The organism is Mycolicibacterium vulneris (genome assembly GCF_002104765.1).
In the GTDB taxonomy this organism is placed as follows: domain Bacteria; phylum Actinomycetota; class Actinomycetes; order Mycobacteriales; family Mycobacteriaceae; genus Mycobacterium; species Mycobacterium vulneris.
The window spans coordinates 209220-225214 of the sequence record NZ_NCXM01000006.1 but is presented as its reverse complement, the minus strand read 5'-3'; the positions used below and the strand labels follow the sequence as shown (position 1 = coordinate 225214).

At 66.7% G+C, this 15995-nt stretch carries 17 protein-coding genes and 2 pseudogenes; 6 read left to right on the top strand and 13 right to left on the bottom strand.

Translation table 11 applies throughout. The annotated features are described in order from the left end of the window. The 10 genes and pseudogenes from B8W69_RS08285 to B8W69_RS08240 all read right to left on the bottom strand — a co-directional run. Positions 1-534, bottom strand: a pseudogene (locus tag B8W69_RS08285) (type VII secretion-associated serine protease); the annotation flags it as partial. Then, a complete protein-coding gene (eccD, locus tag B8W69_RS08280) occupies positions 519-2048 on the bottom strand; it encodes a type VII secretion integral membrane protein EccD (protein ID WP_085289348.1) in 1530 nt (509 codons plus the stop codon). The pseudogene B8W69_RS08285 and the gene eccD, both read right to left, overlap by 16 nt. After that, positions 2045-3070, bottom strand: coding sequence for a MinD/ParA family ATP-binding protein (locus B8W69_RS08275; RefSeq protein ID WP_110881865.1), 1026 nt, complete (start codon positions 3068-3070; stop codon positions 2045-2047). The genes eccD and B8W69_RS08275 overlap by 4 nt, the downstream gene beginning before the upstream one ends. Positions 3071-3234: 164 nt before the next feature. Beyond that, positions 3235-4065, bottom strand: coding sequence for an ESX secretion-associated protein EspG (locus B8W69_RS08270; protein WP_085289346.1), 831 nt, complete (start codon positions 4063-4065; stop codon positions 3235-3237). Positions 4066-4183: 118 nt separating this feature from the next. Next, positions 4184-4471, bottom strand: a complete 288-nt coding sequence (locus B8W69_RS08265) for a WXG100 family type VII secretion target (RefSeq protein ID WP_007771836.1) — start codon at positions 4469-4471, stop codon at positions 4184-4186. A 50-nt stretch (positions 4472-4521) separates the two neighbouring features. After that, entirely contained in the window at positions 4522-4836 is a 315-nt protein-coding gene (locus B8W69_RS08260) for a WXG100 family type VII secretion target (protein WP_040630553.1), read from the bottom strand. A 102-nt stretch (positions 4837-4938) separates the two neighbouring features. Further along, the gene (locus B8W69_RS08255; protein WP_085289345.1) at positions 4939-6120 is read right to left on the bottom strand and encodes a PPE family protein; all 1182 of its coding nucleotides are present in this window, start codon (positions 6118-6120) and stop codon (positions 4939-4941) included. 31 nt (positions 6121-6151) lie between these two features. After that, on the bottom strand, positions 6152-6463 hold the full coding sequence (locus B8W69_RS08250) for a PE domain-containing protein (protein ID WP_085289344.1): 312 nt from the start codon (positions 6461-6463) through the stop codon (positions 6152-6154). A gap of 243 nt (positions 6464-6706) precedes the next feature. Further along, on the bottom strand, positions 6707-7108 hold the full coding sequence (locus tag B8W69_RS08245; protein ID WP_085289343.1) for a VOC family protein: 402 nt from the start codon (positions 7106-7108) through the stop codon (positions 6707-6709). A 54-nt stretch (positions 7109-7162) separates the two neighbouring features. Beyond that, positions 7163-8491: a sensor histidine kinase gene (locus tag B8W69_RS08240; protein ID WP_085289342.1), complete on the bottom strand. Its 1329-nt coding sequence runs from the start codon at positions 8489-8491 to the stop codon at positions 7163-7165. Between the two features lie 225 nt (positions 8492-8716). Here B8W69_RS08240 and B8W69_RS08235 point away from each other — a divergent pair, with 225 nt between their 5' ends. From B8W69_RS08235 to B8W69_RS08220, 4 genes are all read left to right on the top strand, one after another. After that, positions 8717-9319 (top strand): TetR/AcrR family transcriptional regulator, encoded by a 603-nt coding sequence (locus B8W69_RS08235; protein WP_085289341.1) that lies wholly within the window; start codon positions 8717-8719, stop codon positions 9317-9319. Positions 9320-9346: 27 nt separating this feature from the next. After that, positions 9347-10558, top strand: a complete 1212-nt coding sequence (locus B8W69_RS08230) for an acyl-CoA dehydrogenase family protein (protein WP_085289340.1) — start codon at positions 9347-9349, stop codon at positions 10556-10558. A gap of 61 nt (positions 10559-10619) precedes the next feature. Then, positions 10620-11036 carry a hypothetical protein gene (locus tag B8W69_RS08225; protein ID WP_085289339.1) on the top strand — a complete coding sequence of 139 codons (417 nt, stop codon included), beginning with the start codon at positions 10620-10622 and terminating at the stop codon, positions 11034-11036. Between the two features lie 30 nt (positions 11037-11066). Continuing rightward, positions 11067-12284: a GNAT family N-acetyltransferase gene (locus tag B8W69_RS08220; protein ID WP_085289338.1), complete on the top strand. Its 1218-nt coding sequence runs from the start codon at positions 11067-11069 to the stop codon at positions 12282-12284. Positions 12285-12289: 5 nt separating this feature from the next. On the opposite strand, the gene B8W69_RS08215 is transcribed toward B8W69_RS08220, so the two are convergent. Continuing rightward, positions 12290-13252, bottom strand: coding sequence for an alpha/beta fold hydrolase (locus B8W69_RS08215; protein ID WP_085289337.1), 963 nt, complete (start codon positions 13250-13252; stop codon positions 12290-12292). Positions 13253-13290: 38 nt separating this feature from the next. Here B8W69_RS08215 and B8W69_RS08210 point away from each other — a divergent pair, with 38 nt between their 5' ends. Beyond that, a complete protein-coding gene (locus B8W69_RS08210) occupies positions 13291-13986 on the top strand; it encodes a DUF998 domain-containing protein (protein WP_085289336.1) in 696 nt (231 codons plus the stop codon). Here the strand turns inward: B8W69_RS08210 and B8W69_RS31270 are convergent. Together B8W69_RS31270 and B8W69_RS08200 are read right to left on the bottom strand one after the other, a co-directional pair. Next, a pseudogene (locus B8W69_RS31270) lies at positions 13931-14129 on the bottom strand (ABC transporter permease); the annotation flags it as partial. The gene B8W69_RS08210 and the pseudogene B8W69_RS31270 overlap by 56 nt on opposite strands. A gap of 115 nt (positions 14130-14244) precedes the next feature. Then, positions 14245-14526 (bottom strand): hypothetical protein, encoded by a 282-nt coding sequence (locus B8W69_RS08200; protein ID WP_065029583.1) that lies wholly within the window; start codon positions 14524-14526, stop codon positions 14245-14247. A gap of 245 nt (positions 14527-14771) precedes the next feature. On the opposite strand from B8W69_RS08200, the gene B8W69_RS08195 reads away from it, so the two are divergent. After that, on the top strand, positions 14772-15980 hold the full coding sequence (locus B8W69_RS08195) for an MFS transporter (RefSeq protein WP_085289335.1): 1209 nt from the start codon (positions 14772-14774) through the stop codon (positions 15978-15980). Positions 15981-15995: the final 15 nt, after the last annotated feature.

Genomic DNA, 15995 nt, shown 5'->3' with positions numbered 1-15995 from the left:
CCCCGGCATTCCCCCCACCGGCCGGGCCGCCGCGGCGACCGGCGGCGGGCCGGCCGGTGGGGGGAATGCCGGGGTGGCCGGCATCGGTCGCGGCATCGGCAGAATCCCTTGCGGCGCAGCGCCGATGATCGAGCCGACGATCGTGCCGTGGGCATCGCAATCCGATAGGCCGTCCTCGCCCATGATGTAGTCGCCACCGGGCACCACCGGTAGCCGCGGGTTCGGCGAGACCCCAGTGTCGATGACCGCCACCGGCACGCCGTTGCCGGTGCTGTATTGCCACGCCTTCGTGATGTTCAGCAGGTTGAAGCCCGGCGCCATCTGCGCGACATCGGGGTTGCGCACGGTGATCGGGGTCGAGCAGCTGTTGGCGCGGCGCATCGGCTGGTCGGGTCGTGGCGGCCCGTCCGGCGGCACCATTCCCGGATCCACCGTGGGGGGTGTAATGGCAAGTGCGGCAGGGATGTTGGCTGATAACGCGACCAGAGCGACGGCGGCGGTCACCGCCGCGGCCCTTTTCAGTGGCGAATCCACGTGAAGAGCCCTCCCAAAGCCGCTGCCGCCGGCAACAAGACGATGAACGCGAGCACTTCCACCCATTCCACGGTCAACCGGATGAATGGCCGAAACCTCATGGCCGGCACCAAAAGTGCCGCGGCCAAGCCCAGCCCGGCGAAGGTCGCGACCGCCACCACGGGCCACATCAGCCCGGTCATGGCGTCTTTCGGCGCGGCGACCGCGTATTTGACCACTCCCGCGCACACCGCGGCCGATGCCCCACATACGAGCGCGATGGCCTGATATTTGGCGGCGAATCCCCGTCCCTGGGTGAGGAAGATACCCACCACGAGCCCGGCGACCACCAGCGCCAACCACGCCCACTGGCGTCCCGGCGTCAACACGCCCCACACCGCGGCGGGCAGCACTACCGCCACCCCGACGCACAGGCCCACCTGGACCGCGTTGACCAAGCGCGCCGAGGCGGCGATCGCGGCGCCGCGGGCGGTGATGTCGGTCAATTCGTTGTCCTCGTCCTCGGATTCGTCCTCGCTGACCGGAGACACCGTGTCGATGGGCATCCCCTCGCGCCGCGCGAACAAATCACGACCGGTGATCGATCCGAAATGCGGCGGTCTGACCCGCGCCACCCACAACGCGATCAGGGGGGCCATCCGGACCAGGAAGAGCAATCCGACCAACACGCAGACCGCCAGCACCTGGGCCGAGGCCGGCCGGAACATGCGGACGGCGGCGACGGCGGCCAGGATCCCGCAGACGGTCACCACCGCGGTGACCACCGCTGTCTGCCAACGGTTTCGCGCGGTCACCCCGATGGCGATGGCGCCAAGGATCATTACGACGGCGCCGATGAGGCCATGGGCCGCACCCAGCACACCGGGGGGCGCGCAGGCACCGGCGGCGGCGAGCGACAACACCGCCAGCCAGGCGAACCCGCTGAACAGGTCGCGGCGCTCCCGCCATCCGCTCCGCACCACCAGCGTCGCGACCAGCAGCAGGGCGCCGACGGCGCCCGACACCGCGGCCGGGACGGGACCGTCGGTGAAGGTCCGCGCCCGCAGGGTCAGGGCCACCACGACCCCGACGGCCATTGCGATCACCGCGACCGCGGTGTGCGCGGCCGTCAACGGTGTCACCGGCGCAAACATCCGATCGCCACCGTCGCGGCCCAGCCACTTGCCCATGGCCGCCAACCCCGTGGACAGCGACTCGTATTGCGGTTCGAACGAGTCGCCGTCGACCCGGGGCACCAGCACCAGGGTGTCGCCGTCCTGGACGCCCAGCTCGTCGAGGCTTTTATTGATATCGAGCCGAACGCCGTTGATCTTGTGAAGTTCGTAGCTGCCGGCGGGTAATGCGATGCCGTCGAAGCCTTTGCGCTTCAAATCGGCATCGAACAGCTCGACCATTCCCTCGAAGAATCCCTCCATCGGAATTCCGGCGGGGAATACCTGCGAACACAGGTGCTTCTCGTAAGAAATGTTGACCGCACAACGCGCCGGGAAGGCGACCTTATGCGGCGCTGTCACGGCAGCGACCGCTCGGCGTCAGGAATATATTTGTCCGCCAACCCGGCGGTGATTTCGAAGAGGCGCAATCGCGATTTCTTATTCAGCTCGTGAACTGTATCGATGATGCCGCCTTTGGCGAGGTGGGGATCAAACGGCAGCACTTCGACCGTCGCCCCGACCTTGGTGAACCGCTCGGTCAGGTAAGCCAACGCGTCCTTGTCGGTGATCTGGTCGGTGTGGTTGACGATCACGGTGCTGCGCGAGACCAATTCGTGGTAACCCTGCGACCGCAGGTAATCCACCGCCCGCAGCACGGGTCGCGACCGGTCCGCGGTGATGCCGGAGACGAACACGAGGGTGTCGGTGCTCTCCAGCACCGGCTTCATCACTTCGTGTTCGAGGTCCGGAGAGGTGTCAACGATCATCACCGTGTGGGTGCGCCGCAGTCGCGACAGCACCCCGGAAAACATCGCGGGCACCAACGGCCTGGGCTGGTCGGAGGTCCGGTTTCCGGCCAGAACGTCAAGACCGATGACGTTCTGGCCCAGATGTTCTCGAATGTCCGCGTAGCCCTGGACATCGGTGTCGTTGATGATGGCGGTGTAGTCCCCGGGCGGGGATTCGTCGATTCGGTCGGCGAGAGTCCCGAAGCCCGGGACGGCGTCGATCGCAATCACGTTCTGCGGGCGGCATTCCCGGAACACACCCCCGAGGCAGGCGGCGAGCGTCGTGACGCCAACGCCGCCCTTGCCGGAGACGACCGTGATGACGTATTGCCGCCGAATATGCCGGCGGATGCGATTCTGCAAATCCCGGTAGTGCCGTTCACGGGGCGACTCACCGAGATTTATTTTGTGAAACGAGATGGAGTAAATGAATTTCCGCCATCCCGACCCCGGTGGAATTTTTCGCGGCGCAGCCAGATCGGTAATACGCATCGTGTCGGATACCGAATCCGGGAAGTTGCTGACCCCTGACGGATCCCCCCGTCTGAGCGCTCCTTCGTCCGATATATTCGGGTCATTCCAAGGGCTCGTCACGACGAGATGCTAACACGGTTGGCGATACCGCGTTTACCCGTTCAGAAATCCCTTAAGTACGACAGGCGTTGCTATTCCAAGACTTTGGTTATCTAGTTAGTTTCCTTGGTTCGGTTTCCGGTGCACCATGCGCGTTTGGCTTTCGATAGCCGAGCGCACACCTCTCACACCACTCGCCGATACGAGTGCCACTCGTCGCCGGCGGGCAGCCGGCGGATGAGCCGTTGAATCGCTCCGCCGATGTCCGTGCGCGAGCCGGGCGAGAGAATCTGGTACTGGCGCTGCCCCGAGGTGACGCTCTCGATGCAGATCCGGCCGGCGGGGGTGTCGACGATGGACACCGTCGAATCACCGACGGCGATCCGGGCTAATTCGTCCGGCCCGACACCGGCCTGCAGCCCGACGATGTTCGCGTGCGCGGACCGCGCGGGGTCGGCGGCCGTCAGGACCATCTGCAGCTGGTCGGCGTCGAGGCGCTGTTCGAGCAGGAACGAGCGCAGGCTGGCGGTGTCGCGCACCGAGTTCAGCAACTGCTCGGTGTCGAGCGTGACCGGCTTCAGCGGCGCCGCCTCGGCCACGCCGCACAGCCGCTCGATCTGACCGACCAGGAGGTCACTGGCCGACGCCTCGTTGCCGGCCGTGCCCGCGGGATACAACCGCACCATGTCGCCGTGACGCTCCAACACCACCCACCACGTCGCGAAACGGCAGATCGATGCGCGCGTCGGCTCGCGGCCCGGCACCCCGATCATCACCAGCAGCCCCAGGTCTCGCCGTAACAGGACCGTCAGCCACTCACGGATCATCGGGTCGACGTTGCCGGCCTCATCGAGCGCACCGGCGGCCACCAACTCGGCGGCCGCGGGGTGGCTCCTCGCGCGCTCCGGGGTGTCCAGTCGTGGCAGCATCGGCCGCAGTCCCAGCTCAGGGCAGGTTTGCTCCACCCCGGTGACCGCCTGCAACACCCATAAGCCATCGACCGTCGTTGTCAGCATGTCGCCTCGACCTCACTCGGTGTGAACACCCCGACCGGTGGATAGGAGACCAAAGGTGGGGCACATACGCTGGGCGCATCTGCCCCACCCTCGCTTGTCTTGGTGTGGTTGAGCGGACTCAGAACAGACCGGCGATGTGCTGGTCCGTACTGAGCGCGTTGTCCAGCACGTGGGAGGTGGTCACCCCGTGCTGGCGGATGGTGTCGATGAGACCTTGCAGCCCGGACAGCATCTGCGCCTGCGCCTCGAAGAAGCCCGATGCGCCGTGGCCGGCGAAGAATTCCTGCAGGGCGTGCGTGCGGTTGGAAGTGTCGTCGAAAATCGACTGCAACTGGCCGGCGCGGGAGGCGACGTCGGTGGCGAAGTCGGCTACGGCCCCCGGGTTATAAGTGATCGGGTCGGACATTGTGAAGTTCCTTTCAAAAGACCATTAATGGAATTGCGAGTGAGTGGTGGTTAAGAGCCGTGGCCGCCGAATAGCGCGCTGAACGCGTGCGAAGAATCCGCCTCGTGGCCTTCCATCAGGGCCGCCGCCTTCGTAAGGCCTTCGGCAAGCCGTGTACCGCCGGTCAAGACTTTGTTCAAGTCGTTTTGGACCTCGATCGCCGTCGCGTGCGAGGCGGTCACAGCCGAGCCAGACCAGGTGGACGGATTCATCACGTTTTCCTGGTTCGCGACGTATCCCTGGCCAATCCCGATCGCGTGCTCCATGTTTGCCTGGATAGCGTTGGAAGCGTCGCGAAGCATTTGCGGTGTTACTTTGATTGTCACGGAATTCTCCTTCTCCGGTGGGCCGCCCCCCGTGAGGGCATGAAGCGAAGTGTATGGCGGCTATTTGGACCTGTCGATTCACCTTTCACCAGGGGGTTGACGTCACACTCGGGCGTCGACGACCCGCACGGTCGCGGGCTGGTCGGCTTTGTCACGGGAGCCGCGGTCGCCTCCCGCCCCGTGCCCCACGGGCATTCCGCCCATCGGGGCACCACCCATCGTCGTGGTCTGCGGTCGCATGGCCTCGGCGCCTAATGCCCCGGCCGGCCGCAGCCCCACCGGCCGGCCACTGGTGGCTGGCTCGAAGGCGCTGACCGGACGGGTGAAACTGGTTGCGGGCATGCCCGCGCCGCCCAGCGATGCGCCCCCGCCCGCTCCGGCCTCCGCTGCGGAAAGCCCGGTGGTGGCCGAGACCGCCGAGACGGCCGGCGTCGCGCCGCCCATCCCCATAGCGCCGGGATTGGCGAACATGCCCATCAACGGCTGCATCATCTGCATCGGAGCCTGCATCATCTGCATCGGGGCCTGCATCACCTGCGGGACCGCCCCCATCAGTTGCTGTGCGGGCTGCATCAATGAGCCGGCCTGACTCATGAAGTCCTGGCCTCCCGAGGCCGCCTGCCCGACTCCTTGGGTCCCCGTCTGCGCGCCCTGCATGGCGGCACGCATGCCGTCGCCGGCCCCTTCGTCCGCCGCCGACTCGCCGATCGCGGCTGCCGCCTGCGCGGGCGCGGCCGGCGACGCACCCATGGTCGCGATCGGCGGTGGGATGGTCAGGCTTTGCGACAGGGCCGTCAGGATCGTTCCGTAGCTGGCCCCGACCGCCGAGTTGTTCGGCCACATCGACCCGAAGTACTCGAGCTCAAGCGACGTGATGCGCGGCGTCAGTGCGCCGAGGACCAGCGGGTTGATGCCGTAATCGGCGGCGGTCTCGGTGCGGTTCCCGATGCACTCGGGCGCGGGACGCATTGAGCCGTAAGCCATCTGATACGCCGAGACCGCGGTCGACACCACCGCCGGCTTGACGTCGACCCAGCCGGCCAGCCCGTGCAGGGAAGCGTTCAGCGCGGTCGCGTTTGCCGCCGAGGCCAACGACCCCGAGCCCACCCAGCTCGCCGACGTCGCGACGGTGTTGATCGTTGACGCGATGCTGGAGCCGTGATGGGTGGCCGCCAACGCGGTCCAGGCGGCCTGGTTCGCCAAGTGCGTGATGACGCCGGCCCCCGCCTTGAGCAGCAGGTCGTTTTCCTCAGGCGTACGCGCAGCCCACCCCGGATCGGCCATGCGTACTTCCCCCTCTTTACGTCGCTAGGTCCTAAGCCCCGATTGCCATCGTCAAGCTGCGCATCAGCTCCGTAACGACATACGTGCTCGACGCGATGCTCTGCGCGCCGGCGAACAGGCCGCGCTGGGCGGCGTGCTCGGACACTACGCCCAGGTAGCTTCCACCGCAGGCGTTGAGTGCCGCCGCGAACATCGCCGAATCGGGGTCGCCGCCCATCGGCAGAACTCCCAGCAGGACGGGCGCGGCCGCCGAAGCCGCCGCCTCGGTCTCCGCGCTGATCGCCGACTCGGCGCCCGACGACGCCAGAACCGCCTCCGACTGCACAGACGTAACAAAACCCATGATTGCCCTCCGAGCGCTCCACCCAAATCCAGGTGCTTGGGGCCTTAGTGTAATGCGGTTTCGTTGATCTTGTATTCACACCGTTTGGCCGGGCACAGGGTCCCGGAATTCAGTTAAGTAGCGCTGGCCCCAACGCGAAAGCAATGGATTCCCAGAAGGTGTCATTTATAAACCTCTATCGCCACTCAAGACTCGGCAGTCACAAATGCACCGCGGTTACCTTGCGTGCGTCGCAACATGGCGTTATCTATCGCGGTCGTGATGGCATACGGCTTCGAGTTTGATGCCGAATGGGTCGTACCAAAAAGTGGCGTAATAATGGCCGGGATATTGCGGGAAATGGCGCGGTGGGTGGATGACGGTGCCTCCGATCCGGACGACATGATCGTGCACCGCACGCACCGACGACCGGCTCCGCACAATGAATGCCAGGTGCTGTAGCCCGGCTTGCCGCGACGAGTACTGATGCGGCTCGACCGCCGGATAGAAGAACAAGTAGGTGCCCGGCTTGTTTTCGGCAGGCCTATAGGAGAACTCGTCGTCGGCGTGAAAGAACGGCTCAAAGTCGACAAGGGGCATCAGCGCGTCGTAATACCGTTTTGCGGCTGACAAAACAGGCACGTTGATGCCGAGGTGGCCGAGCATTGCTCATTGTCCGATATCTAGCGCGTGGAGCGCACGGCGGTGGGCCGGCGCCCCCTACGCCGGACCGCGCCCGTCGCCGGCCAGCCGCAGCAGCAGTCGGGTGCCGCCGAGCGGGCTGGTCTCCAATGCCGCTGTGCCGCCGTGCAATTCGGCCTGCTGGGCGACCAGCGCCAGGCCCAGTCCCGATCCCGACCGCGAGGCCGTCGAACCGCGGGCGAAGCGTTCGAAGACGGTGGCGCGTTCGGATTCCGGGACTCCGGTGCCATCGTCGTCGATCGCGATCTCCACGCCCTCACCAGAGCTGCCGACGGTCAGCAGGATTTTCCCGGCGTTGCCGTGCTTGACGGCATTGGCGATGGCGTTGTCGATCACCAGCCGCAGGCCCGTCGGCAGCCCGATCATCAGCACCGTCGGCGAGGGCACCAGCGACACCTCCACGTCGGGGTAGATGCGCAGCGCGTCGTGAGCGGCACGATCCAGTAGCTCGGTGATGTCGAACGGAACGAAGTCGTCGACGGTGGTCAGCTCGCCCTGGGCCAGCCGCTCCAGCGCGGTCAGGGTGGCCTCGATGCGGCTCTGGGTGCGGATGACGTCACCGATGACCTCGTGGCGCTGCTCTGGCGGCAGGTCCAAGGTGGACAGCACCTCCAGGTTGGTGCGCATCGCGGTCAGCGGCGTGCGCAGTTCGTGGGAGGCGACCGCGGCGAAGTCGCGGGCAGATTCCAATGCGGCCTTGGTGCGCTGCTGCTCCTTGCCGATGCGGGCCAGCATTCCCTCGACCGCTTCGGCGATCTCCACTGCCTCACGCACGCCGCGCACCTGGACCTCGTCGGGACTGGACTGCGCGTTGATCGCCCGGGCCTGCTGCGCCAACAAGAGGAACGGATTGACCATGATCAGCGAGATCACCCAGCCCACCACGACGGTGCCCCCGATCACGCTGGCGCAGATCAGTAACACCCGCAGGTGCAACTCGTTGATCCGATGCTGCGCCTCGGCCAGCGGCGCGGCCAGCGCTATCGAGGCGGGGCCCGCGGTGAAGGTCCGGACGCGGTACTGCACCCCGTTGATGGTGGTGTTGGCATAGCCGTCGGGCAGCTGGGGCACCACGATGCTGCTGGGCACCGACACGGTGGCCCCGCCGATGCGCGCGGTGCGCACCAGGTTGCCGTCCGGCGCGGGGCGGTCCGGGTTCGTGTGCTCCGCGTTGTTGAGCAGGCTGCTGATGTCGCCCAGGCTGCTGACCGAATCGAGCCGGCGGTCGAGCTGGTTGTACTGATCGTTGGTGACGCCCACCCATACCCAGGTGCCCAGCAGAACGACGAGGGTCATCACCGAAATGGCGGCGACGATGACGATGGTGCGCAGCGACAGCACCCGCATCGGCAGCTGTACATGCGGTAGGACGCGAATGTCAGGCTCCTTCAGACGATCGCCGGTCCTTATCAACCAACCTGAGTACAACCCTCACAGCAGTACCGGTCCGGCGCGATCAAGCGCAGTGGCGTTTCGCAAGAATTTAACGCTAGCCGCTTCGCCATCTCCTCCCTCACGTGCCAAAACCGGGCCGATTTGGGCTCGACCAGGGTGAGTGAGTACTCTCTCACCATGCTCGCCTCCGGACGCGACCGGCTGCTCTCCGCAGCCCTGCGGCTCTTCGCCGCGAAGGGCTACGCGGCGACGTCAGTGGCCGACATCCAGCGCGAGTCCGGGCTGGCGCCCGGCTCGGGCGCGCTCTACAAGCACTTCGGCTCCAAGCGCGAGCTACTCGAGGCGGCGGTCGCGCACCGGATCGACAGCATCGTGGCCGCGCGAGAGCAATACGACGCGGGGCAACCGGGCAGCGTTGAGCGGGCGGTGCGCATCGCCGGCCAGCTGATCTGGAGCAACCTCAAACAGAGCGAGGATCTGCTCAAGGTCATGTTGCGCGAACCCGACGAGCTCGGCGATCTCGACGAGAAGACGTGGCAGGTGATCACCGACAACGCCTACCAACGCTTCGCCGACGAGCTTGCCGCGTCGAATCGGTCCGGCCGCACCAGCATTCCCGATCCCGAAGCAGCGGCGGCCGTCGCGATCGGGTCGCTGTCCTACGCGGCGACTCTGCAGGCGCTGACCGGTCGCCTGCCCGGCAACACCGATGAAGAACGGTACTTTGAGGCGTGGGTGAACCAGACGGTCAGCGTCCTCGACCACTACAGAAACCGTTGATTAGCAACCTATTTCAGGAGCAGAGCTGTGACATTCTCCATGCAACTGTCCGACGACGTGATCGAGGTGCGCGACTGGGTGCACAAGTTCGCGGCCGACATCATCCGTCCGGCCGCGGCCGAATGGGACGAACGGGAGGAAACCCCGTGGCCGGTGATCCAGGAAGCCGCGAAGGTGGGGCTCTATTCCCCCGACTTCTTCGCGCAGCAGGCCGCCGAAGAGACCGGTCTGGGAATGCTGACCGCGTTCGAGGAGATGTTCTGGGGTGACGCCGGCATCGCGCTGTCCATCATGGGCACCGGCCTGGCCGCGGCGGCGTTGGCGGGCAACGGGACTCCCGAACAACTGGGACGCTGGCTTCCCGAGATGTTCGGTACGCCGGACGAACCCAAGCTGGGTGCCTTCTGCTCGTCGGAGCCGGACGCGGGTTCTGACGTCGGCGGCATCCGCACCCGGGCGCGCTACGACGAGGCGGCCGGTGAGTGGGTGCTCAACGGCACCAAGACCTGGGCCACCAACGGTGGCATCGCCAACGTGCACATCGTGGTGGCCTCGGTCTATCCCGAGCTCGGTACCCGCGGCCAGGCCAGCTTCGTAATCGGACCGGACACCAAAGGTTTGGCGCAAGGCCAGAAGTTCAAGAAGCACGGGATCCGCGCATCGCACACCGCCGAGGTGGTCCTCGACAACGTCCGCCTGCCCGAGGACGCCATCCTCGGCGGCCGGGAGAAATTCGAGGCGCGGATCGCCCGGGTCAAGTCCGGTGCCTCCACGGGTGGCCAGGCGGCGATGAAGACCTTCGAGCGCACCCGGCCCACGGTCGGAGCGATGGCCGTCGGCGTCGCACGGGCCGCCTACGAGTATGCGCTCGAATATGCCTGCCAGCGTGAGCAATTCGGCCGCAAGATCGGTGAGTTTCAGGCCGTGGCGTTCAAGCTCGCGGATATGAAGAGCCGCATCGACGCGGCCCGCCTGCTGGTGTGGCGGGCCGGCTGGATGGCGCGCAACAACCAGAACTTCGACTCGGCCGAGGGTTCGATGGCCAAGCTGGTCGCGAGCGAGGCCGCGGTCTACGTCACCGACGAGGCCATCCAGATCTTGGGCGGCAACGGCTACACCCGCGACTACCCGGTGGAACGCATGCACCGTGACGCAAAGATCTTCACGATCTTCGAGGGCACCAGCGAGATCCAGCGGTTGGTGATTTCGCGGGCGGTGACCGGCCTTCCCATCCGTTAGTGGGCGTACAAGTCCCTGGCGTCTGATAGCTTCTGCGGCACACCATCCGTTAGGGGCTGACGTGAAGCGTGCGGTCATCGCGACACTCGGAGTCGTCGTCGGCTGCTGGGTGGGGGCGCCCCGGGCGATCGCGGACAACCCGGTCTGCACGGCGTCGGTGTGTGCCTTTCTGTCGCCGTCGCGCAACATCAGTTGCGAGGTCGACTACCAGCGGGATCCGGGCATCCCCGACGAGGCCTATTGCCAGACCAACGAGCCGCCCGCATCCGTGCGCCTGTCCACGACCGGCGCGGTCACGAACTGCGCGGGTGTCTCGTGTCTCGGCAACGCGGGAATCGGCACGCCGGTGCTTGCCTACGGCCAGACCGCCGCAGTCGGTCCGTTCAGCTGTGCGTCCAAGGCCGACGGCGTCACCTGCACCGTGCCCTCGGGCCGTGGGTTCACGATGTCCAACGCGGGCATCACACCCATCGGGTGATGCCGTGTGCGAGCGCGACATGATGGCCGGATGACCACCGAGATCCGGGTTCTCGACACCGAGGACGACCTCGTCGCCGCGGCGAGATTGTTTCGCACCGCGATGGTGGGCCTGCCGCCCATCTCGAACCTGCCGCCCGACCAGATCACCAAGCTGCTCGACCCCGGGCGCACCATCGGCGCATTCATCGACGGAGTACTCGCCGGCACCGCGGACGCCGTGACGAGCACCCTGACCCTTCCCGGCGGAGCCGCCGTCAGCCACGCCGCCGTGACTCACATCGGGGTGCTGCCGTCGTACACCCGAAGGGGCGTCGCCACCGAGCTGATCCGGCACCAGCTGCACGACATCGCCGGGCGCGGTGAGGTGGTCGCGTCGTTGCGGGCATCGGAGGCCACCATTTATGAGCGATACGGCTACGGGGTGGCGAGTTCCTTCCAGAGCGTGGAGATTACGAGCCCGCGCGCAGCGTTTCGCCCCGAGGTCGGGTCGGGTGGTCCGGTGCGATTGCTCGATGCCGCCGAGGTCTGGGAGACCTTGCCCCGCGTCTATGACACCAACCGTCCGTCCCGTCCCGGAACCATCGACCGCCCGCGGACGTGGTGGGGGAGCGCACGGCGTCGCACCGAATCCTTTCCGGGGGCTTGGTATGTCGCCGTTCATGGCGAACCGGGCGCCGAATCGGGGTTCGCCCGGTACCGGCCCGTCGACACCGAGAATTGGTTCGTCAGCGATCAGCGCACCATCGTGGTCGAGGATTTCTTCGCGCCCACCGCCGACGCCTATCTCGGGTTGCTGCGATTCCTGCTCGGCCTGGATCTCGTTCACCGAGTGATGTTTTGGATGCTACCCGTCGACGACGCGCTGCCCTGGCTGTTCGTCGATCGCCGGGCGGCGAAGGTCACCGCGGTGCACGACGAAACCTGGCTGCGGGTCATCGATGCCCGGCGTGCGCTGGCGGCGCGCTCCTACGTCGGCGGCGGGGCCGTCACCATCGCGGTGAACGACCCAGTGCTGCCGAGCAATTCAGCGAGCTTCACGATCACCGGCGACGGCGCCGAACCGACGACCCGCCGCGCCGACGTCCACGTCGGGATCGAGGGGCTGGGTGCCGCGCTGCTCGGTGGCACACGCTGGCGCAGTCTCGCCGCCGCCGGTCTGGCCCGGGCTGACGATCCGGTCGCACTCGACGTGGCCGATCAACTGTTCGCAGTGCCCGAAGCGCCGCATGCCGGGACCTTCTTCTAGCCGGGTCAGCGGTTCGGCTCCGACCGCTGCATCGCCAGACGCACGCCTGCCGCCACCAGATCGGGCTGGTGGATCTGGATGAAGTGGTCGCTGCCGGTCGCGATCAGGTGCGGTGTCTGCGGCCGCAGCGCGATCAGATCCGCCGATGCCTCGCGCCACGCCTGCTCCAGCTTGGCGCCCTGCTCGGGTGAGACGGTGCCGGGGATCGCGAACGGTTCGGTCCTGGTCAGCACGACCGCGGGAACGGCCGGGAACGCCGGGGCCGCGCCGACCTGGTCGACACTCTTCTCGATGTCGATCTCCTCGAACCCAGGTGAGTTCGCAAACTGGGGCAGCGGCTGGTCCAACGCCTGGCGATAGGTCGGCCAGTCCGCGCCCAGCAGGGCCGGTATCTCGACCGGAAAGGCATCCACGAACGCCAGCGCCCGCACCTGGTCGGGGTAGGTCTGCGCATACAGCCGGATGAACAGCCCGCCCAGCGAGTGCCCGACCAGGACGTACGGGCCCGGAAGGTGGGCGGCGGCGAGTAACGCATGCAAATCCTGGACAACGTCCTGCGCGGTGCGAGGCATCGCGACCGGCGAACTGCGGTCGGTGATGCTGGGCGGATCGGGATAGCGCAGGGTGCCGGGCCGGTCGTAGGCACAGACGCGGTGGTCGGCGGCCAAAGCCGGCAGCACGGCCGGGCCCGTTGCCGGCGCGGCGGCATCGGAGTGGCTCCACGGATCCGAAGAGTTGTGGTAGCCGGACTCCAAAACGACTGTGGGCCCTCCCTTTCCGTGGCATTCGAGATACAGGTGCCGGCCGTTGCCGATCTGGATCGGACCCGCGAACACACCGCCCGACGACGGCGCACCGCGGTTGTGTGCCGGCCCGCCGCATCCCACGAGCGCAACCAGCAGCGTGGCGGTCAGCAGGCATCGACGAACACCCGCCGCGATTCTCCGGATCTCCCGCACTGCACGCATCGCGCTATTGTGCGGGTAACCCGGCCTCGCATGAAAGCATGGCCACCAAAATGGAGCGACACAATTCGGCCGGCGCGCGAGGAGCAGCCCTGTGGGTCGTGGCCGCTGTGGGTTACCTGGTTTTGGAGGCGATCGCCGCCGCGGCCTACGAGCCGGCCTACAGCTACGCACGCAACTACATCAGCGATCTCGGTCTGCCGAACGGCACGCTGGCGCACGGCCATCCGATCTACTCGCCCCGCGCGTACTTGATGCATGCGGCGTTCTACCTGCAGGGCATCCTGTTCTTGCTCGGGGCATCGCTGATGGTGGGGGTTCCCGACAACCGTAGGACCCGAATGTTTTTGGGTAGCGTCGCCACGAACGCTGTCGGTAACATCGTGATCGGATCGGTGCACAGCGGCACGGTGCACATCATCGGCGCCCTGCTAGCGCTCGTCGGGGGCAACGCCGCGATCTTGCTGGGATCCGGTGTCATCGGGCCGCTTGCCGCCTGGCGCCGGTATCGCCGGATATCCAAAGCGATTGCGGCCCTTGGCCTGTTCTGCTTGGCCATGTTGATGATGAAATCGGTGACGGCGACCACGTACCTGCTTCCCGACGGCGCATGGGAACGCGGCAGTGTGTACACGATCACCGGGTGGCAGTTGCTCACCGCCGCTTGCCTGCTGGCGCGGACTACCCGCGTCTCCGCACGATCAAGGTCTCCACGGCACCCAAGGCCCCGTCGGTGAGCTTGCCCAAGCCGGCCAACAGCACGATGGCCAGCAGCATCACGTCGGTGCCGCCCGTAGGCTCGTCCGACCTCCAGCAGGTGTGGGTCGGTACGGGCAAGCGCCGATGCCGTCGTGGTATAGACCGGGTAGAACGCGCCGATGGGTCGCGCAGTAGTGGCCACCCTCACGTCGCTCGCCGCGAATTTCGGCTGTGCCGTTGGTGATTACGTCCGGCCCGGCTCCCGATCGGGAACCGGCTGCGCGCCCCGGCTGCGGTCAGCCGTGCGGTGCCTCGGAGATCTTGGTGTCGGGCTTGCCGAGCGTCTGGCAGTAGGTCATCGCCGAGAGCCGCGTTGCGGAGATCTCCACATTGGTCGGGTCGGTGCCGCTCTTGTCTTTCAGCATCTTGCTGACTTCGTCGTTCTGCTTCTTTTCGTCCTGCGTGGTGAAATCCTTGCATTTCGTGTCGCCACCGGTGTTGATGACCTGTGAGGCCGAACACGCGCTAGACAGCAAGACGGAGACCGCGATCGTGGCTGCCGCAATGTACTTCATCATTTGCCTTCCTGGGTGCGAGTAGTGGTATCAATACACCAAATCGCCTGATTTCAAACCCCGAAGTGACATCCGAACCGGGGCCCGCCATGTTTGCAGGCGCGCGTTGAACGCTGAAATTCAGGTGACATCGGGGTGCCTAAAGCGGTGTGATCGCGTCGAGCGGGAATAACTGGCCAGGTGACGTCGCGTTCTATCATCGTCGGTCGGCCTCGTACGCACGTTGGGTTTGGGAGGGGAGGGGATCCGTGACCTCGTCGAATGTGCGCACCGACAGCGCCCGGTCGACACGTGATCCGGCGGGGACGCAGCCGCTGTTCGTCAGCGTATTGGCGCTGCTGTTGGCCACCGGGTGGGTGGCCAACCACTTCGTCGGGTTGATGCCGGTGATCAGCGAAACCGAGCACCTCAGCACGGCCACGCTCGACGGAATCTTCGGCATTTACGCGCTGGGGCTGCTGCCGGGGTTGCTCGTCGGCGGACGCGCGTCGGACGCGCTCGGACGCCGGTCGGTGGCGCTGGCGGGTTCCTCGGCAGCCCTGTCGGGGACGGCGGTGATGCTGCTGTCCCAGCACACGGGCGCTCTGCTGCTGGGACGCCTGGTCGTCGGGATCGGTGTGGGCCTGGCCATCAGCTCGTGCACCGTGTGGGCCTCGGATCTGAGAGGCCCCGCGGGCGCCGCGACCGCCGGAGCGGTGCTGACCGCCGGCTTCGCCCTCGGGCCCTTCGCCGGAGGAATCATCGTGTTAGCCGGACGATCCGGAATCCGGGTGTCGTTCGGTGTCGCCGCCGCCATTGTCGTGCTGGCAACGTTGGCCGTCGCCGGCGCGGCTCGGCGCACCGACGTGACCGGGACGGCGACGCACTACGACTCGGAACGAGCGGCACCGGCGGTGACCGGTTTCAGCCGGGCACTGAGTTGGGCCATGCCGCTCGCGCCGTGGGTATACGCCTCGGCGACACTGGGATTCGTCACCATACCCACCCGGTTACACACTGGGCTCGCGGCTCCGATCGCGGCCGGCACGGCCACCCTGATCGTCAACGGTGTCAGCGGTGTCGTTCAAATACTGGCCCGCGCGTTGCGGTGGGGCCCGCAGGCCGGGACGGCGGGTGCGGTGCTGGCCGCGCTCGGCTACGCGACCGCCGCGATCGCGCTGCCGGCTCTGACCCCGGCGCTGGGCCTGCCGCTATTGCTTGTCCTCGGCTGCGCGTCGGGACTGTGCCTGCGAGAAGGATTGATCGACCTGGAGGCCGCCGCGCCGCCGCACCTGCGCGGCGCGCTGACCGGGGTGTTCTACGTCGTCACGTACGTCGGCTTCGCGCTGCCGCTGGTCCTGGCCACCGTCGGGTCCGCGGCCTCGGTGGTGATCCTGTCGGTGATGGCGCTGCTGGCCACGGTGGCGGCGTTCGCCAGAGCGGTGCGGTTACGACGGGATAGTCACCGGCGGGACTGATCGGGCGCCTCAGCG